Source organism: Oceanobacillus limi, from assembly GCF_900111445.1.
Lineage (GTDB): Bacteria > Bacillota > Bacilli > Bacillales > Amphibacillaceae > Ornithinibacillus > Ornithinibacillus limi.
In genome coordinates, this window is the sequence record NZ_FOHE01000008.1 from 72,284 (window position 1) to 97,878 (window position 25,595).

A 25,595-nucleotide genomic window follows, 5' to 3' on the forward strand; every position below is an offset into this window, starting at 1 on the left:
AAACAAAGGAGGTTCAGTGGGGAAAGGAAACCCCACTGATTAAAGGTTTACTTTGGCAAACTCGTTTTATTCTGATTATAGCATTATTCGGATTTTAATGAGAATACGTATATTTCTGGTTTACATAAGAATCGGTAAGGTACTCTTGTCGTGCCAATGCCTTGATTTACATAAAGTGATAAGTTACTAGAGTCAAATACATAATTACCTTTTACATATTTCTGTGCATAGGAAGGCGTATACAAATGTCCGATAAAAGGTAACCGAACCTGACCACCGTGACTATGACCTGATAATTGTACATCAATAGGAAACTTTATTGCTTGATCTGCATAGTCTGGCTCGTGTGCAAGAAGAATAGTGAAAAGGTCTGTATTAGCTTGTTGTAATGTTTTCGTTAAGTCTGGATTTCCTAACATGACATCATCTATTCCAGCTAAATTGATCGATTCATTGTCCTTTTGGATTATTTTGTGTTCGTTTTGAAGCAGCTGAAAATCTGCTTGATCCATAACTTCTTTTACAATATCTGTACCATATCCACCATGATCATGATTGCCATATATCCAAAATTTCCCATAAGGCGCTTTTAGGGATTGAAGCAATTTCATTAATTTGGTATCCCAATTATATCTATTTGGTTCATCAACTAAGTCTCCAGTAAAGACAATAAGATCTGGATTATGTTTGTTAATTACATTTACTAAGTCTTCAAACTGTGCTAAATCGTAATGAAAACCGATATGTGTGTCCGAGAACTGAACAATTTTAAAGTTATGAAATGATTTTGGAATAGTGGATGATTTGATATTTTCTGTATGTATATTAAGTGCCTTGGGTTCAATATCCCGAGCATAGAAGTAAGCCCCTCCACTTACTCCTAGAAAAGTTAATATCCCCCCAAAGGTTTTCTTGAGAAATGAACGTCTATTCATACTTACAACCTTTCTATCAGGTATTACTCCAAATTATAGCATGAATTTGTTTGAGATTGTTTAAGAAAATAGTAGCAAAGGGAATAATCTAATTTTTGACACTAGACTGATAAATTACTATGATTAGGATAAACATTGGTAAAGGGGAAGTTTAATATGAAGGGTAAAACAATTCTGGTTACAGGTAGTTCAAGTGGTATGGGGAAATACATGGCAAAAAAATTTGCTGATGAAGGAGCAAATGTTGTAATTAGTGGGAGGAACGATGAAACACTAAACAAAGTTAAGGAAGAGCTTTTGGAAACAGCAACAGGTGAAATACGTATTGGAAGAATGGATGTACGTAATCCAGATGAGGTTGCACGAGTAGTTTCTGATACCGTCGAACACTTCGGTAGCATTGACCACTTAGTGAACAATGCTGCAGGAAACTTTATTTGTGCAGCTGAGGATTTATCTATAAATGGATGGAACTCTGTCATTGACATTGTACTGAATGGTACTTTTTACTGTAGTAAAGAAGTTGGGAAGCACTGGATCGATTCGAAACAAAAAGGAACGATATTAAATATGGTTGCGACGTATGCTTGGAATGCAGGGGCAGGTGTCATCCATTCATCGGCAGCAAAAGCTGGTGTTTTGAATATGACGAGGACACTGGCTGTAGAGTGGGGCACGAAATATGGTATACGAGTAAATGCAATTGCGCCAGGACCAATTGAAAGAACTGGTGGAGCGGACAAGTTATTTGAATCAGAGTATGCGGCTAAACGAACGTTAGAATCTGTACCTCTCCAGCGTTTAGGAAAACCAGAAGAAATAGCAGAACTAGCATACTTTTTATTATCCGACAAAGCATCTTATATCAATGGCGAAGTTGTGACCATGGATGGTGGTCAATGGCTTAATAAATTTCCATTTTAATTTAATAGCGTGCTAACTAAACGTTAGCACGCGGATTTATAAGACATAATAAAGTACGGTGAAGAAGTGAAAGGCAGAACCGGCTAAAACAAATGCGTGCCAAACTGCATGGTGGAAAGGAAAGCTTCGCCATATATAAAATATGGTACCGGAAGTATAAAGAACACCACCGATAACTAATAGTTTTACGCCGCGCTCATGCATAATAGAAGTGAGTGGATCCCAAGCAATAAGCATGAGCCACCCCATCAGTATATATAATAAAGTAGATAGCAGGATTAATTTTTTGACGAAAAATATTTTAAATATGATACCTGCTATGGCAAATCCCCACACGATAAAAAACAATGTCCACCCAATTTCTCCACGTAAATGGACAAGCAAAAAAGGAGTGTAAGATCCTGCAATAAATAAGTAGATAGATACATGATCAATGATCAAAAAGCGATCCTTCCATTTTCCTGGTGGCAAGCTATGAACGATTGTAGATGCTAAATACATAAGCAACATTGTAATTCCAAATATCGCTACAGATACTATGTGCCACAGATTTCCATTTGAAGTAGCATATATTATTAACAAAACAAGGGCGATCAGACTAAATAATGCCCCAATACCGTGGAGGATAGCGTGTGCATACTCTTCCTTTTTTGTAAATGAATAGACTTTCATATTACGAAAAACTCCATTTCATTCTTCTGTTTTATGTTTATTATGTTGCCTTAAAGTGGTTGTCATTCATGAATTATAACTGTTTTATTTGATAGAAAATTGCTTCCATTTATCAAGAAATTCACTAATTTCCCGTGTCATCTTAAGGGAGAAGTTACGTTGTTAGGTACTATGTAACAAATTAACGAACATCTACATATACTATATAAATTTAAATAACTATCCCCAATAGAGTTGGCTTTAGGCACTATCAGTAATTACATGAAAGTATGACTAATTGATAGTAATTCTCCGTGATGTTTCCACCTTTTGGGTAATATGATTATATGTTCATATTAAATATGTGTTACATAAAACGAAGGAATGAAAATTTTGTCTTAACCAAAATTATGGTAAACTATGGTTAGAGTAATAAAAACTCCTTTTGTAAAGGGTTAGGAATGTTTCATGACAATAATAAAGGAGCGTTTGTGATGAGCATGATAGAAGATAAGGAAATTACATCAATTACGGTAGAGGACTTGATGATTCCATCAGAAAAAGTCGCCCATGTACAAGTAAATAATCCTTTAGAACATGCCTTATTGGTTTTAGTAAAGTCAGGTTATTCTGCAGTACCTGTGTTAGATTCATCTTATAAATTAGTTGGAACAATTGGAAAGACCATTATTTTGAATCAAATTTTAGGGTTAGAGCGTTTTGAAATGGAACGTTTGTCTGACATGCGGGTCGAGGAAGTTATGCATACGGATATACCACGACTAGCAAAACAAGACAATTTTTTAGATGGGTTGACCTCGGTAATTAATTATCCATTTGTGTGTGTAGACGATGAAAATGGTTATTTTGAGGGGATTGTAACACGAAGAGCTATTTTAAAGAATATGCGTAGAGATTTATATACGGCAAAATACAAATAAATAGGAAATGTACGTCCTTGTGAGAATGCAAGGACGTTTTTTCATCTTTTTTTATTAGTACTCCTTTGTTGCTTGAACGAGTTCTGTTTGCTAAAGTAAAAAAGAATATATATCTAGGAGGATTTTAAATGAATCAAATGGATGCAAATGAAATTATTAATTTTATCTCGAATAGTAAGAAGAGTACACCAGTAAAAGTATACATAAAAGGTGAAAACCTTAAGTCATTAGTATATGAAGACATACAATCTTTTGTAGAGGATCAGAGTGGAGTACTTTTTGGTGAATGGAAGGTTGTCTCTGCATTTTTAGAGGAAAACAAAACTAGTATCTCTGATTATGTTATTGAAAATGACCGACGTAATTCTGCTATTCCTTTACTTGATCTAAAAAATATTAACGCACGTATTGAACCTGGTGCGATCATTCGTGATCAGGTAGAAATTGGTGATGGCGTTGTTATTATGATGGGGGCAAGTATCAATATTGGTGCTGTCATTGGTGACGGAACGATGATTGATATGAATGCAGTACTAGGCGGCCGTGCAACAGTAGGAAAAAATTGTCATATTGGTGCTGGTACAGTGCTAGCCGGTGTAATAGAGCCACCATCAGCAAAACCAGTGGTTGTAGAAGATGATGTTGTCATCGGTGCAAACGTAGTAGTTCTAGAGGGAGTTACGATTGGAAAGGGAGCAATTGTTGCAGCTGGAGCAATTGTAACAAAAGACGTAGCGCCTAACACATTAGTAGCTGGAACCCCTGCTAAAGTGTTAAAGGAAATTGATGAAAGCACGAAATCAAAAACGGAAATTAAGCATGAACTACGTAAATTAGACAACTAAGTAGGCGATTTGATGACTATAGCCAACTTGCAGAATATAAGGCGTGAATTACACCGAATTCCAGAATTGGGATTTCAGGAGTATAAAACACAAGCTTATTTAATAAAACAAATAAATTTAATCGCTAATGACCGTACACTGATCCAAGAGTGGAAAACGGGGATTCTAGTGAAGATAAAAGGAACAAACCCTAGCAAAACAATTGGGTATCGCTGTGATATTGATGGTTTACCAATTACTGAAGACACGGGCTTTTCCTTTCGTTCTTCACATGAAGGTCGAATGCATGCTTGTGGCCATGATTTTCATATGACGATTGCATTAGGTTCACTTCAACGTATAATTGAAGAACCGATTCAGGATGATGTTGTTTTTATTTTTCAACCAGCTGAAGAAGGTCCTGGTGGAGCGTTACCGATGATGCAATCGGAAGAATTTAATACGTGGAGACCAGATTGTATTTTTGCTTTGCATATAGCACCAGAGCTACCCGTTGGAACTGTATCAAGTAAATCAGGATTATTATTTGCAAATACAAGTGAGTTGTTCTTAGATTTTGTTGGAAAAGGCGGTCATGCAGCATATCCACATTTAACGAAGGACATGTCTGTTGCTGCAGGTGCTTTTATCTCCCAAATACAAGAAATCATTTCAAGAGGAATTGATCCATTGGACAGCGCTGTTTTAACAATTGGCAAAATGGAAAGCGGGCATGTACAAAATGCAATTGCAGAAACTGCACGCTTAGAGGGAACTATTCGTACCCTTAGACCAGATACCATTCATGTAGTTAAACGAAGGCTAGAATCAATCATTCGAGGATTTGAAATAAATTATGATTGTTCTATAGGAATTGACTATGGGGCAAATTATTATCAAGTATATAACGAAAAAAACTATGTCGATCTTTTTAAAAAAGCAATGAAGGATGAAGGATTATCGTATCATGAAGCGAATAAAGCGATGACAGGTGAAGATTTTGGTTATATGTTAAAAGAGATACCAGGTTTTATGTTTTGGTTAGGAGTGGAATCGCCATTTGGTCTTCATCACAATAAACTTCAACCAAATGAAGATGCTCTTACTATTGGTGTTAGAGCTGTAACAAAGATGATCCATGAATTATCTTCAAAAAATGATGATATGGAATAGTTTCCAAACTCCTGGTCATACTAACTATGAAAATATGCATAGTTAGAGGAGTGATTAAAAATGGCACGTATCGGAGTTGAAGGTACGCTAACTGATGTCAGGGAAGCGCTCATGGAAATGGGACATGAAGTAGTGGATCTACGTTCTGAAGCAGACACAGCCCATTGTGATTGTTGTGTAATTTCTGGGCAGGACAAGGATGTTATGGGAATGGCGGATACAAGTATCGCTGGTCCTGTAATAAGTGCGGAAGGACAGAATGCTGAACAAGTTTGCCAAATGGTGAATAATAAATTGAGTTAATTCAAAATAAGGCTTTTTCTTTTCCAAAAGAAAAAGCCTTATTTACTGTTTAAATTGTTTAAAAAATATGGAAATGGCTATACTGATATGATGATAACAGATAAATGATCAGCATATTTCCTTTATCAATTGACTTTGTTAATCAAGTCACATACAATTTTGGTTGGTGTCAAATTAATATACTTAAAATTTGGAGTGATTACATATGGCAGAAAGAATGGTAGGAAAACAAGCACCACGTTTTGAAATGGAGGCAGTATTGCCAAACAAAGAGTTTGGAAAGGTAAGCCTTGAAGAAAATATGAAAGAAGATAAATGGACAGTTCTTTTCTTCTATCCAATGGACTTCACGTTTGTATGTCCGACTGAGATTACTGCAATGTCAGATCGATATGATGAATTTGAAGATTTAGATGCAGAGGTTATTGGAGTTTCTACGGATACAATTCATACACATAAAGCGTGGATTAATACTTCTCGTGATGACAATGGACTTGGTGAACTAGCATACCCATTAGCAGCAGATACAAATCATGTTGTATCTAAAGATTATGGTGTTCTAATTGAAGATGAAGGTATTGCCTTACGTGGTTTATTTATTATTAACCCAGAAGGTGAACTTCAGTATCAAACGGTATTCCACAACAACATTGGACGTGATGTAGACGAAACATTACGTGTATTACAAGCGTTGCAAACTGGTGGACTTTGCCCTGCAAACTGGAAGCCAGGTCAAGAAACATTATAATTAACTGGAAATTTATTAATAGAAATTGAATATGATACAGGAGCTGACTCTCTGACGTATATTGTTGTAATATACGGGTCAGCTTCTTTTTGATATAAAATTAGGAGGTAACACAGAATGAAATTAAGAGATCAAATGCCTGAATTAGAAGGTGCTACAACTTGGTATAATAGTGATCCTATTACGAAAGAGGATTTATTAGGTGGGAAGCCTACATTAATTCATTTTTGGTCCGTAAGTTGTGGATTATGTAAGGAAGCAATGCCAAATGTGAATGAGTTCCGTGATGAGTATCAGGACGAGTTAAATGTTATCGCAGTCCATATGCCTCGTTCAGAAAAAGACTTAGACCTAGATCAAATCCAAGAAGTAGCTGGAGAGCATGATATTACGCAACCAATCTTTGTTGATAATGCACATAAACTTACAGATGCTTTTGATAACCAATACGTACCTGCGTATTATGTTTTTGATGCAGAAGGTAAATTAAGACATTTTCAAGCAGGTGGCGGTGGCATGAAGATGTTACGTAAGCGTGTGAATCGTGTACTAGGTAAACCAGTTAAATAAATCGTAAAAAAATAACCTTAGCATCCGCTAAGGTTATTTTTTTGGTTGTTTCGTTGCAGATAACGTATATTATGCGACGTAACTTATATAATTTGCTCATCCAATCATATTCAAATAGTGTAGGAATACCGTTACGACAGAATACTTCGCTTTCCGTGGGCACGGCCTCAGCCAGGGTACTACTTGAGTATGCTTCTTTGTCCCCTTGTGCCGAGGAATTTGCTTCGGAGAGTTAGTGGTAGAAGTAGGCGCATCTGTACGGGCTCTTCGGACTCGTACTGTTCCCACAGGACAAGGGTTTTCGGTGGGATGAGTAATCGCAGTCCAAGGAATGCTTCGGCAGCTTAACATCGCACACAGAAAATTGGTTTGTATTTTCAAGGAGTCTACGTATTCTGTCTCCGGTGATGAAGCGGTTCTTATTTTTTTAAGGATAACATAGAAAGATATTTAAACATAAACGCATACAAGCATAGCGAAGGAAATACACGGAGACTCCTGTGGGAAAGCGAAGACGCTGAGACCCCACAGTGAGCGGGCTTTGCGAACGAGGAGGCTCAGCGCGAGCCCACGGAAAGCGCAGTGTATTTCCGTAGCGGTGAAGATGCTATCCAAAATCTTTTAAGTTCATTACGTCACATCATATATCTATTACGTAATTATCGATACCGAATAAGTACTGATTTCTTTGGTTTGGATTCTGGCTTAGGGACTAAATTTTATCGTTATTAAAAAAATTTTAAAAAATTAAGCAAAAGATATGGTAATTTATTTCGGAAACCGTTATATTAGTAATTACGGAAAATAAAAACTTCATGAAGGAGGGAGACATTTGGATACATTTAAGAAACTGAAGAAATTTTATTGGCCACACAGAAAATATTTTTTCATATCATTGTTTTTCCTATTTTTTGTGACTGGTATTACCGTTGTGTATCCGATTATACTGCAATTAACAATTGATGAAGTAGTGGCAAAGGAGAGGTATTCCTTTATTCCATACATTGCAATTGGATTTTTAGTACTTATGTTTATTAAAGGTATATCAACGTATTTACACCAATATTTAGGGGATCTTTTTGGAATAACAACCGTTTTCCATGTACGGAATTCGTTATACAAAAAACTCCAAATCTTATCCTTTAAGTATTATGATAATGCCAAAACTGGGGATATTATGTCGCGTTTAACAGCAGATGTTGAAGGCTTTCGCTTCTTTTTATCTGCTGGATTTGCAGAGCTGATAAGAATAGCGTTGTTAATCCTAATGTCATTAAGTGTTATGTTCTATTATTCCATTCCACTTGCTCTTGTAACAATGGCAGCTATGCCATTTTTAGCCATTGTTGTTTTCAAGTTTGATAAACGAGTACATCCTGCTTTCCGAGGTATTCGTAAATCGTTTGGACGATTAAATACAAGGGTTCAAGAAAACATTAGTGGTATGCAAACCGTAAAATCACTTTCAAGAGAAGACTTTGAGATAGGTAGATTTTCGGGAAGTAATGATAATTACCGGCAAAACTACTTAAAAACATCTAATATTTGGGCAAAATACTTTCCATTAATGGAGTTTATCGGTAATTTCTGCGCGGTAGCATTACTTGCATTTGGTGGCTACTTAGTAATTAGTTCACAGATGCAGCCAGGTGAATTAGTAGCATTTTTTAGTTTAGTTTGGTACATCATGGGGCCGCTTATGAATTTAGGGTTTGTCATTAACCAATTCTCACAAGCGAAAGCTTCTGGAGAAAGGTTGCTAGAAATTTTAGAAGGAAAGGAAGATATCGTAGAGAAAGAGAATGCTATTAATAAACCAATTAAAGGTCATGTAACCTTTGATGATGTAACACTGACATATGTAGAAGATGATGATGAGGCGTTGAAAAATATCAGTTTTGATGCTCCACCAGGAAAAGTTGTGGGCTTAATTGGAGCTACTGGTTCAGGTAAAACAAGTATTACTCAATTAATAACACGTTTTTATGAGCCTGAACAAGGTCAAGTATTGGTTGATGGTCATCCAGTTTCTGATTATCAAATAAAAGCATTGCGTAAACATATCGGTTTTGTCTTACAAGAATCTTTTCTATTTTCAACTACGATTCGTGAAAATATTGCTTATGGTAATCCAAATGTTACAGAAGAACAAATTGTCGATGCTGCTAAACGTGCACAAGCACATGATTTTATTATGGATATGCCAAATGGTTATGATACCTTATTAGGCGAGCGTGGAATGGGGCTTTCTGGTGGTCAGAAGCAGCGTATTGCGATTGCTCGTGCTATTTGTATTAACCCAAGTATCCTTGTACTAGATGATGCTACATCAGCAGTTGATATGGAAACTGAATTTAAGATCCAGCAAGCATTGAAAGAGGTAATGAAGGGAAGAACTTCATTCATTATTGCTCATCGTATCTCTTCATTAAAGCATGCGGATGAAATACTTGTGCTTGAAGAAGGAAAGATTGTAGAACGTGGTACACATGATGAGCTGGTAGAAAATAATGGTCCATACCAACGTATTTATGATATTCAGTACCAAGACCGTGACGCAATTATGAATCCGTCAGCAGTCTAAAGGGGGGGAGAAATATTGTCAGAAACAACAAATGAAAATAAAAAAGATCGTCACCTGAAACGATTTCATTATACGATTGATCAAGCGATAGAAAAACCGTTTAATTGGCAACAAATATGGCGTTTACTAACCTATTTAAAACCATATGCGAAAACATATTTACTAGGTGCAATTATTGCAATGATTGTATCTACTGCGGTCCGCTTAGCTGTCCCTATTATTATAGGTAAGGTTGCCTTTGATGTAGCAATTGAAAATAAAGATGTAGGCCTGCTTACTTATTTGGTTATTGCTATTGGTTTACTTTATTTGCTAAGTTATGTAGGTAATATTTATCGAATTAAATGGGTGAATTTATTAGGGCAAAATGTTATTTATGATTTAAGACAACATCTATTTACCCATGTACAACGGTTATCGCATCGATTTTTTGATAACCGTTCAGCGGGTTCGATTTTAGTTCGTATCATGAATGATACCAACTCCTTACAAGAGCTATTTACCAACGGTATCATTAATTTGTTAATGGATATAGCTACTTTACTAGGGATTATAGTTATTTTGTTTACGTTGAGTCCTAAATTAGCCTTAGCAGTAATGGTTATATTGCCATTAATGTTTTATATATCAACGAAACTACGTCGTAAAATTCGTCGATCATGGCAGAATGTACGAATTCAGCAATCACGAATGAATTCTCATTTAAATGAAAGTATTCAAGGGATTCGTATAACCCAATCTTTTTCCCAGGAAAAGGAAAATACGGAATTCTTTAATGGAGTAAATACGGATAATTTTCAAAGCTGGAGAACTGCTTCCAGTAAGAGTGCGATGTTCCGTCCGTTTGTAGAGATGAGTAATGCGATTGGAACGGTTGTATTAATATCTTATGGTGCTCATTTAATAATCTTAGGGCCAAGCGATGGAGGAATAAAACTTGGTACGTTTGTATCGTTTGCCTTTTTCCTAGGTATGTTCTGGGATCCAATCTCTAGACTAGGTCAAGTATATAACCAATTACTAATGGCAATGGCTTCTTCTGAACGGATTTTTGAATACCTTGATGAACAACCAAATGTTTCTGAAAAAGATAATGCGATTGAATTTGAAGAAATGAAAGGTCATATAGCGTTTGATAAAGTGCAATTTTCTTATGACAGTGAACGAATCGCTTTACATGAAATTTCATTGGAAATTAAGGCGGGAGAAACCATTGCTCTAGTGGGACATACGGGAAGTGGGAAATCGACCATTGCAAATTTAATTAGTCGGTTTTATGATCCAACAAGCGGTACCGTTAAAGTAGATGGACATGACTTAAAGGATGTTAAATTAAGTAGTTTACGTAACCATATAAGTGTTGTACTACAAGACACATTTATATTCTCTGGAACCATTATGGAGAATATTCGTTTTGGTCGACCGGATGCTAGTGATGAGGAAGTTATTGAAGCTGCTAAAGTAGTGGGTGCAAATGACTTTATCGAACGTCTAGCGGATGGATATAGCACAGAGGTCGAGGAAAGAGGGAATATCCTTTCAGCTGGCGAAAGACAGTTATTGTCCTTTGCTCGTGCATTATTAGCGAATCCTAGTATTATTATTTTAGACGAAGCAACAGCAAGTATTGATACAGAAACGGAAGTTAAAATACAAAATGCATTACGTAGATTGCTAAAGGGAAGAACAGCAATTATTATTGCTCACCGACTATCAACAATACGTGAATCTGATAATATCTTCGTATTGGAACAAGGAAAGATATTAGAAAATGGAGATCACGATGAATTAATGGAACAAAAAGGTGAGTATTATGAATTGGTAAAATCACAATTCCAAATGCTCGATGCAATGTAATGTAAAAGAAGAAGCAATCTCATGTAAAAATAGAGATTGCTTCTTTTTCCTATTCTTGGTACAGTAAAATAGTAATGAATACATAAGTATTTTGTTCTTGGAGGAAAAGCACATGAAGCGAGAATTTGCAGTAATAGGATTAGGTAGATTCGGCGGCAGTATATGTCGGGAATTGAGTAAAGAAGGTATGGAAGTATTAGCAATAGATAGTGATGAGGATAAAATTAATGAATTTAAAAACATTGCCTCACATGCTGTTATTGCAGATTCGACAGATGAAGCATCCTTAAAAGAATTAGGAATTAAAAACATTGATCATGTTATAGTTGCAATAGGCGATAATATACAAGCTAGCATTTTAACAACAGTAATCCTACATGATTTAGGAATTAAGCGAATTACAGTGAAAGCGCAAAATGATTATCATGAAAAAATATTAAACAAAATTGGAGCAAATCATGTTGTGCACCCGGAAAGAGACATGGGGAAGCGGATAGCACATAGCATTATATCAAATAATATACTAGATTATCTTGAGCTTTCAGATGACCACAGTATTGTTGAAGTAAAAGCAGGAAAAAAACTTATTGGGAAGACGCTAGTTGAATTAGATATTCGTGCTCGCTATGGTTGTAACGTTGTAGCAATTAAGCAAGGAAAAAATATTAATGTATCACCTGCAGCTGATGAAACGTTAAAAGAAGATGATATTCTAATCGTTATTGGTGCTGATAAGGATATCTCTCGTTTTGAAAAACAACTTGTCATTGATGATGATTAAAACGTATGTAAAAAGGATGAAAACCGACATTAGATTCGGTTTTCATCCTTTTTGTTCTAAATCTCCATTATAATAGGAAGTATCATTGGTTTACGTTTTGTTTTTTCATATAAGAACGGAGCAATGGTGTCAATGATTTCATTTTTAATCTCTGACCATTGTGTTGTCTTTCTCTCCATTACCTTTTCTAAATGTTTTGCAACTAGTTTTTGTGCATCATTGATTAGGTCTTCAGATTCTCTCATATAGACAAAACCACGTGAAATGATGTCAGGGCCAGCAGCGACTTTAAACTCTTTCATATTGATGCTGACAACGACAATTACTAATCCTTCTTCTGATAATATTCGACGGTCTCTTAGTACAATATTACCGATATCACCAATACCACTTCCGTCAACATAAATAGAACCAGAAGGTATTTTACCAGCTACAGTTGCATTGTCTTTCCCTAATGCTAATACATCTCCATTATCCATTACGAATGAATTATCTATCGGTACTCCACAAAGCTCACCTAGTTTTGTGTGTTCCTTTAACATTCGATATTCACCGTGAATTGGCATAAAATACTTTGGATTCATGAGTCTTAGCATCAATTTCTGTTCTTCTTGGCTACCGTGACCAGATGTATGAATATCACTAAGTTTTCCGTGGATGACATCTGCACCTGCGCGGTAAAGCTTATTAATTGTACGGCTAACACTAATTGTATTTCCAGGGATTGGAGAGGATGAGAATACAACTGTGTCACCAGGAATAATTTGTATCTGTCGATGCGTACCATTGGCAATCCTTGATAGAGCAGCCATTGGTTCACCTTGAGAACCTGTACAAAGAATAGTTACTTCATTCGCTGGAAGGCGATTGATTTGATTGGCATCAATAAATGTATCTTTAGGAGCTTGAATGTACCCAAGTTCTTGTCCTAAATTTATCGCTGATTCCATACTACGACCAAATACAGCGATTTTTCGATTATGCTTAACAGCTGCACCTACTACTTGTTGTAGTCGGTAAATATTAGATGCAAACGTGGCAAAGATTAATCTTCCATCTACACGTCCAAAAATTTCATGAATATTTCCTTCTACAACTTTTTCAGACATTGTAAAACCTGGAACTTCACTATTTGTACTATCAGAAAGTAAGCATAATACTCCTTCTTTACCAATTTCAGCCATTTTAGATAAATTAGCTGGTTCACCGATTGGGGTGAAGTCAAATTTGAAATCTCCGGTATGAACAATGTTGCCAGGAGGCGTTTTAACAACAATACCATAGGAATCTGGAATACTATGAGTTGTTCGGAAAAAGCTAACAGATGTTTTACGGAATTTGATAATATCGTCTTCTTGAATAGTGTTTAATTTGGCGTTTCTTAATAAACCATGTTCTTCTAACTTATTTCGGATGAGTCCGATCGCGAGTTTTCCAGCATAGATAGGCACATTAATTTCTCTAAGTAAATATGGAATACCACCAATATGGTCTTCATGACCGTGTGTTACAATTAAACCTTTGATTTTCTCTTGATTTTGTACTAGGTAAGTGTAATCTGGAATGACATAATCGATCCCAAGTAATTCATCTTCTGGGAACTTGATACCTGCATCAATTAGAATGATTTCGTCCTGAAATTGAACACCATACGTATTCTTTCCAATTTCACCCAATCCACCTAGTGCAAAAACTGCTGTTTGGTCATTCTTTACAAATTTCATCGTTTATACGGACTCCGTTGTAAAGGTTTCGGATTGTTTTTCATATTCTAGATGTGCCTCATCTAGTACTTGGATAAACTCTATGTTGTAGTTACGATCACTTAATTTTTTTCTAACTTCCTCTTTTGACTCTGCCTCTATGTAAAGGCTTTTTGTTCTTTCACGTACTGGTACTTGATACGCTGATTCTTGATATAATACTTTGAAAATCATTTCATCTCTCCTTAATCTTTCTATAACATTCATTTCTAATTTTACTATTCAAGTAACTTCTAAAACGATTTATGTATTATGTTTAGGCATTTCTAAAAAAGGGTCATGCAAAATAACATAACGATTCTTAAACTGACTATTCATTTACTTCTCCATAATACATAGTAACGAATTGAATATTTCCGTAATTAACTGTTATTACTACCTCACGCCTCCGGTAATATTGTTTCAGTTAAAAATATTTTCTTATATCATTAGCGGTAGATAGCATGGGTGCAACTACAAGAAGTCGCACCCTTAGCATGAATTAACTTAGTCTTTATAAGTTGTGGGTACACGTCCTTGGCCTAAAAAATCCTTCCAGCGTTTTCTAAGCTTTTCTTTTAGGCGTTTTAACATGTTTGTATTACATCTCCTTTCAAGAATATCAAGAAAAGCATACAAACGTTCTACCGATCCAATCCCTCTTAACTATAGTATAGTACGGTTTGAAGAATATTGGAATAAAAATCCCTTTTTTCCATAAAAAAAATTATATTTTATCTATAAATAACTTTGTTTAGTAGGAAAAGTATATTCGTGAATGGTGATTTGTTAAATAGGTTTCGTATGTATATTTTTCACTTAGAATCATTTCTTATACATTAATGAGAGTGGAAGTTGTATTATAAAGAAAGAACAGCTGCGTTCAGCTGTTCTCTCTTTAATTAATTGCCTTTGCATTATCTGGGATTGTATATGGGTTTTCTTTGTTTATATGGTCGTAAAACATAACTCCATTTAAGTGATCAATTTCATGTTGGAAAACGATTGCTGCGTAATCCCGTAAACGTAGTTTTAATTTGTTACCTTCTAAATCAGTTGCTGTAACTGTGATACGAGCATATCTCGGAACGTACCCTTCAACATTTCGGTCAACAGATAAACAGCCTTCACCTGCAGAAAGATAAGCTTTTTCAACGGAATGACTAACAATTTTTGGATTAAACAATCCATAGCTATATAACTTTCCATTCAAATCTTCAAAGTGTATGGCAACCATTCGCTTCGTAATTCCTAATTGAGGTGCTGCTAAACCAACACCAGGTCGTAAATCATATGTGGAACACATCTCGTCGTCCTGGCTATTTTTTAAATAAGTAAGCATATCGGATAATAAGTTTATTTCCTCATCCGATGGAGGAAGCGTTACTTCAGTTGCAACTTCTCGTAAAGCAGGATGACCTTCTCGTACAATATTTTCCATCGTAATCATTATTTACCACTCCAATTGATTATTCCTTCTTGTAACTGCTCGTACAATGTGTATCATTCTAACAGTTTATCATAATTAATAGTTATTTATCATAAATTTACTATCAACAAATTTATTAAAATTGTATTCGTTCGTAATAGGCATTATGTTATACTTATGATAAATCTAGACTATCCATTTAAGGTACAGCAATGAAGAGGGGAAGATATTTGTGAGGATTAAAAAACTATTTTTGATATTGATTTTTACTACTTTCTTTATATTATCAGCCTGTGGGGAATCAATAGACACGCAAGTTTATAATCATTTGGAAAAAGCGGTGAGTCTGGAAGAAGGATTTGAACAACAACAGACTTCTATAAATGAATTAGAAAAACAAGAACAGTCCATTTATGAAGAAATAATTGATTTAGGAATGGATGATTTTGAGAAAATACAAGAATTGTCAAATGAAGCTATATCGGTGATAGACGAACGTAAAGAAAAAATTGAGTTAGAAAAAAATAGTATTGAAGATTCACGTGAAGAATTTTTAAATACGGAAGAACTTATTAATGAAATCGATGATGATTCGGTAAAGGAAAAAGCCAATGAAATGTATGATGCTATGGTCGAACGGTATAAATCGTATGATGTGCTGTATGAAAAATATATGAAATCCTTAACTTTAGAAAAAGAACTATACGAAATGCTTCAGAAAGAAGAGATGGATCAGGATACTGTGACAGAACATATTGAAACGATTAACGAAAGTTATCAGGATGTTATTCAAGCAAATGAAACATTTAATAGTCACACGATGGAATATAATAAATTAAAAAAAGAATACTATAATGTGGCTGATATAACCGTGAATTATGATGAAGACGAAAGCTAATGAATTGTTCATAGCGTTAAATGTTCTGTAAAACATACAAAATTATTATTTTCCATTACTAAAAAGAACTGCCTACTAGGCGGTTCTTTTTTTATCCAATTTTATAATACAGTTTGTATTTAAAAATGTAACAGATGTTGTTATTTTGGCTTGGCCAATATGAAAGATCGAAGTATGGGAAGATAAAAAAATAAATTAAAAACAAAGTAGTTGACCGAATGGAACGATATGAGCTAAACTTTAGGAGTAATAAAATTGTACCAGTATTTTTCGATGAAATTATGTAACAGTTTGCTTAAACAAAATTCCCATTGTTAGGCTACATGAAAATAGTGCAGAAAAATGGAAAAAGGGTACAGATTTTCTTATGTTTTGGGAAGGCTAGAAAAGATAATTATAAAAGGATATAAGAAAGGAAGAGGTGAACTATTTTGAAACATGTACTTGAAAATGTTGAAAGTCAGTTCGAAATGTTCCAGATTCTTAATGAAGATGGAAAAATAGTCAATAAGGAATATCTGCCTGATTTATCAGATGACGAATTAAAAGAGCTTATGAGAAGAATGGTTTATACTCGTATTCTTGATCAACGCTCTATTGCTTTGAATCGTCAAGGTCGATTAGGGTTTTATGCACCTACTGCAGGTCAAGAGGCTTCTCAGTTAGGCAGTCACTTTGCATTAGAACAAGAGGATTTCATTTTACCAGGTTATCGTGATGTACCACAGTTGATTTGGCACGGTCTTCCATTATACCAAGCTTTCTTGTTCTCAAGAGGACATTACCACGGAAATCAAATGCCTGAAAATGTTCCTGCTTTAAGTCCGCAAATTATTATTGGTGCACAATATGTTCAAGCTGCAGGTGTAGGACTTGGAATGAAAATGCGCGGTAAAAAATCTGTTGCAATCACATACACAGGTGATGGCGGTACATCTCAAGGTGATTTCTATGAAGGAATTAACTTTGCAGGTGCTTACGGTGCGAACAATATTTTTGTCGTACAAAATAACGGATTTGCTATTTCAGTTCCTCGTGATAAACAAACCGCTGCGAAAACATTAGCTCAAAAAGCTGTTTCTGCTGGTATCGAAGGAATTCAAGTAGACGGAATGGATGTTCTTGCTGTGTATGCAGCTACAAAACATGCTCGTGAGCGTGCGATTAATGGTGAAGGGCCAATGCTACTAGAACTAATGACATATCGTTATGGTCCGCATACAATGGCTGGGGATGACCCAACTCGCTATCGTACTTCAGAAATGGATTCGGAGTGGGAGAAAAAAGATCCATTAGTTCGTTTCCGTAAGTACTTAGAAGACAAGAAACTTTGGTCTGAAGAAGAAGAAAATAAAGTTATTGAAGAAGCAAAAGAAGAAATTAAAAATGCAATAAAAGAAGCAGATAAATATCCAAAACAGAAAGTAACGGATCTTATTTCAAACATGTATGAAAAACTTCCAGCACATCTTGAAGAGCAAATGGAAGAATACAAAGCAAAGGAGTCGAAGTAGATCATGGCACAAATGACAATGATTCAAGCAATCACTGATGCAATGCGCACAGAGTTAAAAAATGATGAAAATGTGCTTGTATTTGGTGAAGATGTAGGCCAAAATGGCGGTGTTTTCCGTGCGACGGAAGGCTTACAAAAAGAATTTGGAGAAGACCGTGTATTTGATACGCCATTAGCTGAATCAGGAATTGGTGGTTTAGCAATTGGTCTTGGATTACAAGGCTATCGTCCAGTTCCAGAAATTCAATTCTTCGGCTTTGTATACGAAGTAATGGATTCTATTAGTGGTCAAATGGCCCGTATGCGTTATCGTTCCGGTGGTACTCATACCTCGCCGATAACAGTTCGTTCACCATTTGGTGGTGGAGTACACACGCCTGAGCTTCATGCGGATTCACTAGAAGGTTTAATCGCGCAACAACCAGGTGTTAAAGTTGTGATTCCATCTACACCGCATGATGCAAAAGGACTACTTATCGCATCCATTCGTGATAACGATCCGGTTGTATTTTTAGAGCACATGAAACTATACCGTTCTTTCCGTGGTGAAGTACCGGAAGAAGAATATACGATCGAATTAGGAAAAGCAGATGTTAAACGAGAAGGTAAAGATGTAACAATTGTCACTTACGGTGCAATGGTTCATGCTTCTTTAAAAGCTGCAGAAGAGCTTGAAAAAGACGGAGTAAGTGTGGAAGTTGTTGATTTACGTACGGTATCACCAATTGATACAGAGACTATTTTAGAATCTGTGAAGAAAACAAATCGTGTGGTAGTTGTACAAGAAGCACAGCGTCAAGCAGGTGTAGCTTCACATGTAATCTCAGAAATTCAAGAGCGTGCTATTTTACATTTAGAGGCTCCGATTTTACGAGTAGCAGCACCAGACACCGTATATGCTTTCTCAGAAGCAGAAGAAGTTTGGCTACCAAATCATAAAGACATCGTAGAAAAAGTAAACAGCGTAATGAATTTCTAAAAGGAGGTAGTAATAATGGCTTTTGTATTTAAATTGCCGGATATTGGTGAAGGAATTCACGAAGGTGAAATCGTTAAATGGTTTGTAAAAGAAGGCGACGATGTAAAAGAAGATGATGTACTATGTGAGGTACAAAATGATAAAGCAGTCGTTGAAATCCCATCTCCTGTAGAAGGGAAAGTTACAAAATTACATGTAGAAGAAGGAACAGTTGCAGTTGTAGGTGATAGTCTGATTTCTTTTGATGCAGAAGGTTATGAAGACGAGGGCGAAGAGGAATCACCTGCTGCAGAAACAAAAGAAGAGCAAGCTCCAGTTGAGTCACCAAAAACAGACAGCGAACAGACAACAGACGAACAGGCGGAAGGTAAGCGTGTTATCGCAATGCCATCTGTTCGGAAGTATGCACGTGACAATGGTGTTGACATTCGTCAAGTGAATGGTACTGGTAAAAATGGACGTATTGTTAAAGAGGACGTTGATAGCTTCCTAAACGGAGGACAAACTACTGCTACTCCAGAATCAGCAGATACTACGGTAACAGAAGAAACGACTACTCAAAAACAAGCTGCGCCAGCACCAGCAGGAGAATATCCTGAAACACGTGAAAAAATGACAGCGATCCGTAAGTCTATCGCTAAAGCAATGGTTAATTCGAAGACAAAAGCTCCACATGTTACATTGTTAGATGAAGTGGATGTTTCAGAATTAGTTGCACATCGTAAGAAATTTAAAGCAGTTGCTGCAGAACAAGAAATCAAGTTGACTTACCTACCATATGTAGTAAAAGCACTTGTTTCAGCGTTGAAACAATATCCTATCTTAAATGCGTCAATTGATGATGCTACAGATGAAATTGTTCAAAAGCATTACTATAATGTCGGTATTGCTGCAGATACAGAAAAAGGTCTATTAGTACCAGTTGTTAAAGATGCAGATCGTAAGTCGATCTTCACAATTTCATCAGAAATCAATGAATTGGCAGATAAGGCAAGAAGTGGTAAACTAAGCCCTGAAGAGATGAAAGGTGCATCAAGTACAATTACTAACATTGGTTCTGCAGGTGGTCAATGGTTTACTCCAGTTATTAACTACCCAGAAGCAGCAATTCTAGGTATTGGTCGTATTGCAGAAAAACCAATTGTCCGTGATGGAGAAATTGTTATTGCTCCAGTACTTGCATTATCATTGAGCTTTGATCACAGAATTGTTGATGGTGCAACAGCTCAACATGCCCTAAATCAAATCAAACGTTTATTGAGTGATCCACAATTAATCATGATGGAGGCGTAAGGTTATGGTAGTAGGAGATTTTCCAATTGAGTTAGACACATTAGTTGTCGGTGCGGGTCCTGGCGGTTACGTTGCTGCTATTCGCGCTGCGCAATTAGGTCAAAAAGTAACAATAGTTGATAAAGGAGCACTTGGTGGTGTTTGTTTAAATGTAGGATGTATACCTTCTAAAGCACTAATCGAGGCAGGGCACCAAGTGGAAAACGCACACGGAAGTGCAGATCTAGGTATTACGACTGAAAATGTAAAAGTAGACTTTGAAAAGGTTCAAGAATGGAAAGGCTCTGTTGTTAATAAATTAACATCAGGAGTTGAAGGTCTATTAAAAGGAAACAAAGTTGATATTGTAAGTGGTGAAGTTTATTTTGTTGATAAAAATACAGTAAAAGTAATGGATGAGAAAAACTCTCAAACATACACTTTTAACAATTGTATTATAGCAACTGGTTCAAGACCAATTGAAATCCCAACGTTCAAGTTCTCTGAACGTGTGTTAGATTCAACTGGTGCATTAAACTTGAAAGAGATTCCAAAGAAAATGGTTGTTATCGGAGCTGGGTATGTTGGTAGTGAATTAGGATCTGCATATGCTAACTTTGGAACAGAAGTTACTTTCCTTGAAGGTGCCAAAGATATTCTTAGCGGTTTTGAAAAGCAAATGACCCAACTTGTTAAAAAACGCTTGAAGAAAAAAGGTGCAACAATAATTACAGAAGCAATGGCAAAAGGCGTTGAAGAAACAAAAGATGGTGTGAAAGTTACGTATGAAGCAAAAGGTAAGGAAGAAACAGTTGAAGCAGATTACGTATTAGTAACAGTTGGCCGTCGTCCAAATACAGATGAGATTGGTTTAGAACAAGTAGGTATTGATGTTACAGATCGTGGCCTTGTAAAAGTCGATAAGCAATGCCGTACAAATGTTGATAATATTTTTGCTATTGGTGACATTGTTGAGGGACCACCACTTGCACACAAAGCTTCTTATGAAGGTAAAATTGCGGCTGAAGCAATTAGTGGTGAGAAATCAGAAATCGATTATATCGGTATTCCGGCGGTTGCATTTACTGAACCAGAATTAGCTACTGTTGGTATGAACGAAGCAGAAGCAAAAGAAGCGGGTTATGATGTAAAAGTTGCAAAATTCCCGTTTGCGGCTAATGGCCGTGCACTATCTTTAAACAATAGTGACGGATTCTTAAAACTTGTTACTCGTAAAGAGGATGGACTTGTCCTTGGTGGACAAATTGCTGGTCCTAATGCTAGTGATATGATTTCTGAGGTTGGCTTGGCTGTTGAAGCAGGTATGACTGCAGAAGATCTTGCATTAACAATTCATGCGCATCCAACTTTAGGTGAGATTACAATGGAGGCTGCAGAAGTAGCACTTGGTACTCCAATTCATATGCTATAAGATTAATGAAGGATATAAAAAAGTTGTACGATGAAATTCGTACAACTTTTTTTATTTACTTAAGATTTTCGACTCGCCTTTTTCGATCTTGCTTCCATTTCTTTTCGCTCCGCTTTAAAGGACTTTAATAAAGAAGCCACAATTAAAATCATAATTATTGTAAAAGGAAACGCAACGATTATCGCTGCGGTTTGTAAAGCTTCTAAACCACCTTGCCATAATAATACTGCTGCAGCACTTGATTGAATAAATCCCCATATTAATTTTACGGTGTTTGGAGGATATAAGCTACCGTTAGTGGTTTGCATCCCTAGTACGAATGTTGCCGAGTCAGCTGATGTAATAAAGAACGTACTAATTAAAAGAATTGCGATTAATGACATGATAAGACCTAGTGGATAATGTTCTAACACTGCAAATAAAGCAGCTTCGGTCCCAAGGTCATTTACAATATTCATGATATTTGCACCTTCAAAGTAATCTAAGTGAATTGCTGATCCTCCAAATACAGAAAACCATAGTGCGCCAAAGATAGTTGGAACTAACAATACACCAATGACGAATTCTTTAATGGTTCTCCCTCTTGATACCCTCGCAATAAAGGTTCCAACAAATGGAGCCCATGAAATCCACCAAGCCCAATAAAAGATAGTCCATCCATTGATCCAGTCCAAGTTATCCGAATCAAAAGGTGTCATCCGGAAACTCATACTTGGGAGATTCTGCATGTATGTTCCAAATGAGGTTGTAAATAAGTTCATGATAAAATTGGTTGGTCCTAAAAATAACAAAAATAACATGAGGCTAATAGCAAGTACAATATTAGCATTACTTAGGTATTTAATCCCTTTATTCAGACCAGTCGAGGCGGATATCATGTATAACACGGTAACAATTACAATGATAAGAAGCTGAAACATAAAAGTTTGATCAATACCAAATACGAACGACAAGCCGCCACTAATTTGGATTGCACCAAACCCTAAGGATGTCGCGACCCCGAAAACAGTGGCAAATACAACAATGGTATCGATAAGTGTTCCCCATCCACCTTTAACTTTTTCACCAAATAATGGCTCTAAAATAGCACTTACAACACCCGGAGATTGTTTGCGAAACTTAAAATAGGCAAGTGCTAGCGCGATGGTCGCATAAACTGCCCATGGATGGAATCCCCAGTGAAAAAGACTATATTGCATCGCCGTTTTGGCGGCATCATTTGTTTCAGGATCGCCATATGGAGGGGTATAGAAATGCGACAATGGCTCTGCTGCCCCCCAGAAGACTAAACCAATTCCCATACCTGCGCTAAATAACATCGCAAACCAAGTAATATAGGAGTACTCAGGCTCATCACCAGGTTTTCCTAGCTTTATTTGACCATACCTAGAAAAAATTAAATAGATGGCGAATACTAAAAAGCCCGTTGCGCTTATTAAGTAAAACCATCCAAATTGACCGACGATAAATCCTTGGATAACAGTTGTAACATTATCTAGATTACCATTGGGCAGGATACTTTCTGGTATGAGCCCCCATAATACAAATAGAAATGCTACAATTGCCGATATGTAGAATACATTTGAGACTCTTTTCATTTCAAAAATCCTTTCTCTGCATACTGATGTGAATACACTAGGGTATTATATCAAGTCAGTTCTTACTATTTCCATTTTAAGGCCTTACAATTCGACAATTTTTTAAAAAAAGATTCATTTATACTTGTATGGTTATTTATACTCATCTAGACTTAAGATAAATATAAAACCATCAGGAGGAATACAGATGAAACAATTATTCTGGGTACTATTAATACTCTGCCTATTAGCCGCTTGCAATAATGGTGATACGAGCTCGGAACAACAATCTTCAGGTGAAGAACCACAATCTGAAAATAAAGCAAATCACGATGACCATTCGGAAGATGGCAGTAATACAACGAGTCTTGAGCAGGATAAAGAGGAAGTAGAAGAGAAAGAAGAACGTAAGGAGGAGAGTTCGAACGAACTTAACGATGAACCCCTATACAAAATTACTTCAGATGCATCTGTTGTACCAATTAAAGAGGGAACAAACGAAGATGTAGTATTACTTACGATCGATGATGCACCTGATAAATATGCCCTTGAAATGGCAAAGACATTAAAAAGTCTAGATGCAGGCGCCATTTTTTTTGTTAATGGTCATTTCATTGACACAAAAGAGGAAAAAGAAATATTGAAAGAAATACATGAAATGGGATTTTTAATCGGAAATCATACGTATAACCATACGAATTTAAAGGATATCGAAGAGGATCAAGATAAACAGAGGGATGAAATTACTCAATTAAATGATGAAATTGAAGAAATAATTGGTGAACGTCCTGCCTTTTTTAGAGCTCCACATGGAGTTAATACAGATTATTCTACAAAAGTAGCACAAGAAGAAAAAATGATCGTCATGAATTGGACGTATGGATATGACTATTTTGAACCGTATAAGGATGTGGATAAATTAACTGAAGCAATGGTATCAGGGAAGGGGCCAGAAGTGGATGTACCTTATTCTCTGTTAAAATCCGGTGCCAATTTATTAATGCATGATAGAGAATGGACGAATGAGGCGCTAGAAGAAATCGTTTTAGGTCTAAGAGAAGAGGGGTATGAAATTGTAGATCCACACACAATAAAGAAGGACAAGTAAAAGAGTAGGTGGTTTTTCCACCTACTCTTTTATTGGATCACACTTTTTTGAAAAATGTTATACTAATTAGGCTTGATAAAATAATTATGACATACTATAGTAAGTGTAAGCAATTTCAAATTAAAAAAGGAGTTGGGCCAAATGGGGACGATCGTTTGCCAAGACTGTCAAAAAGTGATTGATTATGTGGAAGAAGAGAAAGTAACCACATTATATGGGACTTGTCCAACTTGTAAATCAAATAAATAGGGAAGAGTGTTTTTTATTATAATGAACCACAGCTGATCTCAGCTGTGGTATTTTTATGGTTCTTAAATGCCTAATGGTTAGCCAAGAAGAAAGGTTCAATGGTAGGATGATGGAAAGGGATTTTTATCGAGTGGAGGGATTTATGTGACTTGGAATACGAGAGTAACTGAATTACTAAATATTACATATCCAATAATTCAAGGTGGCTTAGCCCATCTAGCATATGCTGATTTAGCTGCAGCTGTATCTAATGCTGGTGGTCTAGGGCAAATAACAGCTATGAGTTTAAGCAATCCAACTGATTTAAGAAATGAGATTCAACGCGTTAAAACATTAACAGATAAACCATTTGGTGTAAACTTTGCAATTGGTCAACATGGAAGACCATATGAAGAGATGGTACAAGTTGCTATAGACGAACAAGTGTCTATAATTTCTGTGACAGGTGGGAATCCAAAAGGAGTTTTAGAAATGGTAAGGCCTCACGGAATTAAGACATTAGTATTAGTTGCAGCAAAAAGACAAGCCGTAAAGGCAGAAGAGTTAGGTGCTGATGCCGTTATGGTGGTTGGTCAAGAGGGGGGTGGGCATTTAGGGAGAGGAGATGTTGGAACTTTTATTCTTACTCCTCAAGTTGTCGATCATGTATCAATCCCAGTAATTGCTTCAGGAGGAATTGTTGATGGACACGGACTAATTGCAGCATTAGCACTTGGGGCAGATGGAATTGAAATGGGTACAAGGTTTATAGCAACGAAGGAGTGTGTGGATGCTCACGAAGCCTATAAGCAAGATTTGTTAGATGCTAATGAGGAATCAACGGTAGTGATCAAACGTTCTTTAGGTGCCCCTGCACGAGCATTACGTAATACATGGACCGACCAAATTTTAGAAATAGAACAAAGAAAAGAAGGCTATGAGTCACTAAAAGAGTATATAAGTGGAGAAGCTAATAAAAGGTATATTATTGAAGGTGACAGGAGTAAAGGTTTTGGATGGGCAGGGCAAGGTGCAGCCCGGATTAATGATATTCCTAGTGTAAGTGAATTATTTCAACAAATAGTTCAAGACGCTAAAAATATTAAAGAAAACCTATAGAGTT

24 protein-coding genes are annotated in these 25,595 nt (G+C 36.2%); 18 read left to right on the forward strand and 6 right to left on the reverse strand.

Annotation, left to right across the window (positions count from 1 at the left end; genetic code table 11):
- Positions 1-83: 83 nt before the first annotated feature.
- Positions 84-935 carry a metallophosphoesterase gene (locus BMX40_RS10185; protein WP_090869479.1) on the reverse strand — a complete coding sequence of 284 codons (852 nt, stop codon included), beginning with the start codon at positions 933-935 and terminating at the stop codon, positions 84-86.
- Positions 936-1,091: 156 nt separating this feature from the next.
- Here BMX40_RS10185 and fadH point away from each other — a divergent pair, with 156 nt between their 5' ends.
- Positions 1,092-1,859, forward strand: a complete 768-nt coding sequence (fadH, locus tag BMX40_RS10190) for a 2,4-dienoyl-CoA reductase (RefSeq protein ID WP_090869481.1) — start codon at positions 1,092-1,094, stop codon at positions 1,857-1,859.
- Positions 1,860-1,895: 36 nt separating this feature from the next.
- On the opposite strand, the gene trhA is transcribed toward fadH, so the two are convergent.
- Entirely contained in the window at positions 1,896-2,531 is a 636-nt protein-coding gene (trhA, locus tag BMX40_RS10195; protein WP_090869483.1) for a PAQR family membrane homeostasis protein TrhA, read from the reverse strand.
- Between the two features lie 473 nt (positions 2,532-3,004).
- On the opposite strand from trhA, the gene cbpB reads away from it, so the two are divergent.
- From cbpB to BMX40_RS10240, 9 genes are all read left to right on the forward strand, one after another.
- A complete protein-coding gene (gene cbpB, locus BMX40_RS10200) occupies positions 3,005-3,451 on the forward strand; it encodes a cyclic-di-AMP-binding protein CbpB (protein ID WP_090869485.1) in 447 nt (148 codons plus the stop codon).
- A gap of 128 nt (positions 3,452-3,579) precedes the next feature.
- Positions 3,580-4,296, forward strand: coding sequence for a 2,3,4,5-tetrahydropyridine-2,6-dicarboxylate N-acetyltransferase (gene dapD, locus BMX40_RS10205; protein ID WP_090869488.1), 717 nt, complete (start codon positions 3,580-3,582; stop codon positions 4,294-4,296).
- Between the two features lie 12 nt (positions 4,297-4,308).
- Positions 4,309-5,448 (forward strand): N-acetyldiaminopimelate deacetylase, encoded by a 1,140-nt coding sequence (locus tag BMX40_RS10210; RefSeq protein ID WP_090869490.1) that lies wholly within the window; start codon positions 4,309-4,311, stop codon positions 5,446-5,448.
- Between the two features lie 60 nt (positions 5,449-5,508).
- Positions 5,509-5,751, forward strand: coding sequence for a YkuS family protein (locus BMX40_RS10215; RefSeq protein ID WP_090869492.1), 243 nt, complete (start codon positions 5,509-5,511; stop codon positions 5,749-5,751).
- Between the two features lie 205 nt (positions 5,752-5,956).
- Positions 5,957-6,499: a peroxiredoxin gene (locus BMX40_RS10220; protein WP_090869494.1), complete on the forward strand. Its 543-nt coding sequence runs from the start codon at positions 5,957-5,959 to the stop codon at positions 6,497-6,499.
- Between the two features lie 117 nt (positions 6,500-6,616).
- On the forward strand, positions 6,617-7,069 hold the full coding sequence (locus BMX40_RS10225; RefSeq protein ID WP_090869496.1) for a TlpA family protein disulfide reductase: 453 nt from the start codon (positions 6,617-6,619) through the stop codon (positions 7,067-7,069).
- Positions 7,070-7,901: 832 nt separating this feature from the next.
- Complete coding sequence (locus tag BMX40_RS10230; protein ID WP_090869498.1) at positions 7,902-9,653, forward strand: ABC transporter ATP-binding protein; 1,752 nt, start codon at positions 7,902-7,904, stop codon at positions 9,651-9,653.
- Between the two features lie 15 nt (positions 9,654-9,668).
- A complete protein-coding gene (locus tag BMX40_RS10235) occupies positions 9,669-11,510 on the forward strand; it encodes an ABC transporter ATP-binding protein (RefSeq protein WP_090869500.1) in 1,842 nt (613 codons plus the stop codon).
- Positions 11,511-11,622: 112 nt separating this feature from the next.
- The gene (locus tag BMX40_RS10240; RefSeq protein WP_090869502.1) at positions 11,623-12,291 is read left to right on the forward strand and encodes a potassium channel family protein; all 669 of its coding nucleotides are present in this window, start codon (positions 11,623-11,625) and stop codon (positions 12,289-12,291) included.
- Positions 12,292-12,347: 56 nt separating this feature from the next.
- Here BMX40_RS10240 and rnjA read toward each other — a convergent pair whose 3' ends face one another.
- The 3 genes from rnjA to def all read right to left on the reverse strand — a co-directional run bounded on the left by rnjA (position 12,348) and on the right by def (position 15,483).
- Positions 12,348-14,015 (reverse strand): ribonuclease J1, encoded by a 1,668-nt coding sequence (gene rnjA, locus BMX40_RS10245; RefSeq protein WP_090869503.1) that lies wholly within the window; start codon positions 14,013-14,015, stop codon positions 12,348-12,350.
- 3 nt (positions 14,016-14,018) lie between these two features.
- Complete coding sequence (locus BMX40_RS10250) at positions 14,019-14,228, reverse strand: DNA-dependent RNA polymerase subunit epsilon (protein WP_090869505.1); 210 nt, start codon at positions 14,226-14,228, stop codon at positions 14,019-14,021.
- A gap of 703 nt (positions 14,229-14,931) precedes the next feature.
- Positions 14,932-15,483 (reverse strand): peptide deformylase, encoded by a 552-nt coding sequence (def, locus tag BMX40_RS10255; RefSeq protein WP_090869507.1) that lies wholly within the window; start codon positions 15,481-15,483, stop codon positions 14,932-14,934.
- Between the two features lie 211 nt (positions 15,484-15,694).
- On the opposite strand from def, the gene BMX40_RS10260 reads away from it, so the two are divergent.
- The 5 genes from BMX40_RS10260 to lpdA all read left to right on the forward strand — a co-directional run bounded on the left by BMX40_RS10260 (position 15,695) and on the right by lpdA (position 21,559).
- Complete coding sequence (locus BMX40_RS10260) at positions 15,695-16,360, forward strand: YkyA family protein (RefSeq protein WP_090869509.1); 666 nt, start codon at positions 15,695-15,697, stop codon at positions 16,358-16,360.
- A 431-nt stretch (positions 16,361-16,791) separates the two neighbouring features.
- Positions 16,792-17,874: a pyruvate dehydrogenase (acetyl-transferring) E1 component subunit alpha gene (gene pdhA / locus BMX40_RS10265; protein ID WP_090869512.1), complete on the forward strand. Its 1,083-nt coding sequence runs from the start codon at positions 16,792-16,794 to the stop codon at positions 17,872-17,874.
- A 3-nt stretch (positions 17,875-17,877) separates the two neighbouring features.
- Positions 17,878-18,855 carry an alpha-ketoacid dehydrogenase subunit beta gene (locus BMX40_RS10270; protein ID WP_090869514.1) on the forward strand — a complete coding sequence of 326 codons (978 nt, stop codon included), beginning with the start codon at positions 17,878-17,880 and terminating at the stop codon, positions 18,853-18,855.
- 15 nt (positions 18,856-18,870) lie between these two features.
- On the forward strand, positions 18,871-20,148 hold the full coding sequence (locus BMX40_RS10275; RefSeq protein WP_090869517.1) for a dihydrolipoamide acetyltransferase family protein: 1,278 nt from the start codon (positions 18,871-18,873) through the stop codon (positions 20,146-20,148).
- A 4-nt stretch (positions 20,149-20,152) separates the two neighbouring features.
- The gene (gene lpdA, locus BMX40_RS10280) at positions 20,153-21,559 is read left to right on the forward strand and encodes a dihydrolipoyl dehydrogenase (RefSeq protein WP_090869520.1); all 1,407 of its coding nucleotides are present in this window, start codon (positions 20,153-20,155) and stop codon (positions 21,557-21,559) included.
- A gap of 59 nt (positions 21,560-21,618) precedes the next feature.
- On the opposite strand, the gene BMX40_RS10285 is transcribed toward lpdA, so the two are convergent.
- Positions 21,619-23,157 (reverse strand): glycine betaine uptake BCCT transporter, encoded by a 1,539-nt coding sequence (locus BMX40_RS10285; RefSeq protein ID WP_090869522.1) that lies wholly within the window; start codon positions 23,155-23,157, stop codon positions 21,619-21,621.
- Between the two features lie 187 nt (positions 23,158-23,344).
- On the opposite strand from BMX40_RS10285, the gene BMX40_RS10290 reads away from it, so the two are divergent.
- The 3 genes from BMX40_RS10290 to BMX40_RS10300 all read left to right on the forward strand — a co-directional run bounded on the left by BMX40_RS10290 (position 23,345) and on the right by BMX40_RS10300 (position 25,591).
- On the forward strand, positions 23,345-24,244 hold the full coding sequence (locus BMX40_RS10290; protein WP_090869523.1) for a polysaccharide deacetylase family protein: 900 nt from the start codon (positions 23,345-23,347) through the stop codon (positions 24,242-24,244).
- Between the two features lie 141 nt (positions 24,245-24,385).
- Positions 24,386-24,493 (forward strand): GapA-binding peptide SR1P, encoded by a 108-nt coding sequence (locus BMX40_RS10295; RefSeq protein WP_090869526.1) that lies wholly within the window; start codon positions 24,386-24,388, stop codon positions 24,491-24,493.
- Between the two features lie 144 nt (positions 24,494-24,637).
- Positions 24,638-25,591, forward strand: coding sequence for an NAD(P)H-dependent flavin oxidoreductase (locus BMX40_RS10300; RefSeq protein ID WP_090869528.1), 954 nt, complete (start codon positions 24,638-24,640; stop codon positions 25,589-25,591).
- The last annotated feature ends 4 nt before the right edge of the window (positions 25,592-25,595 follow it).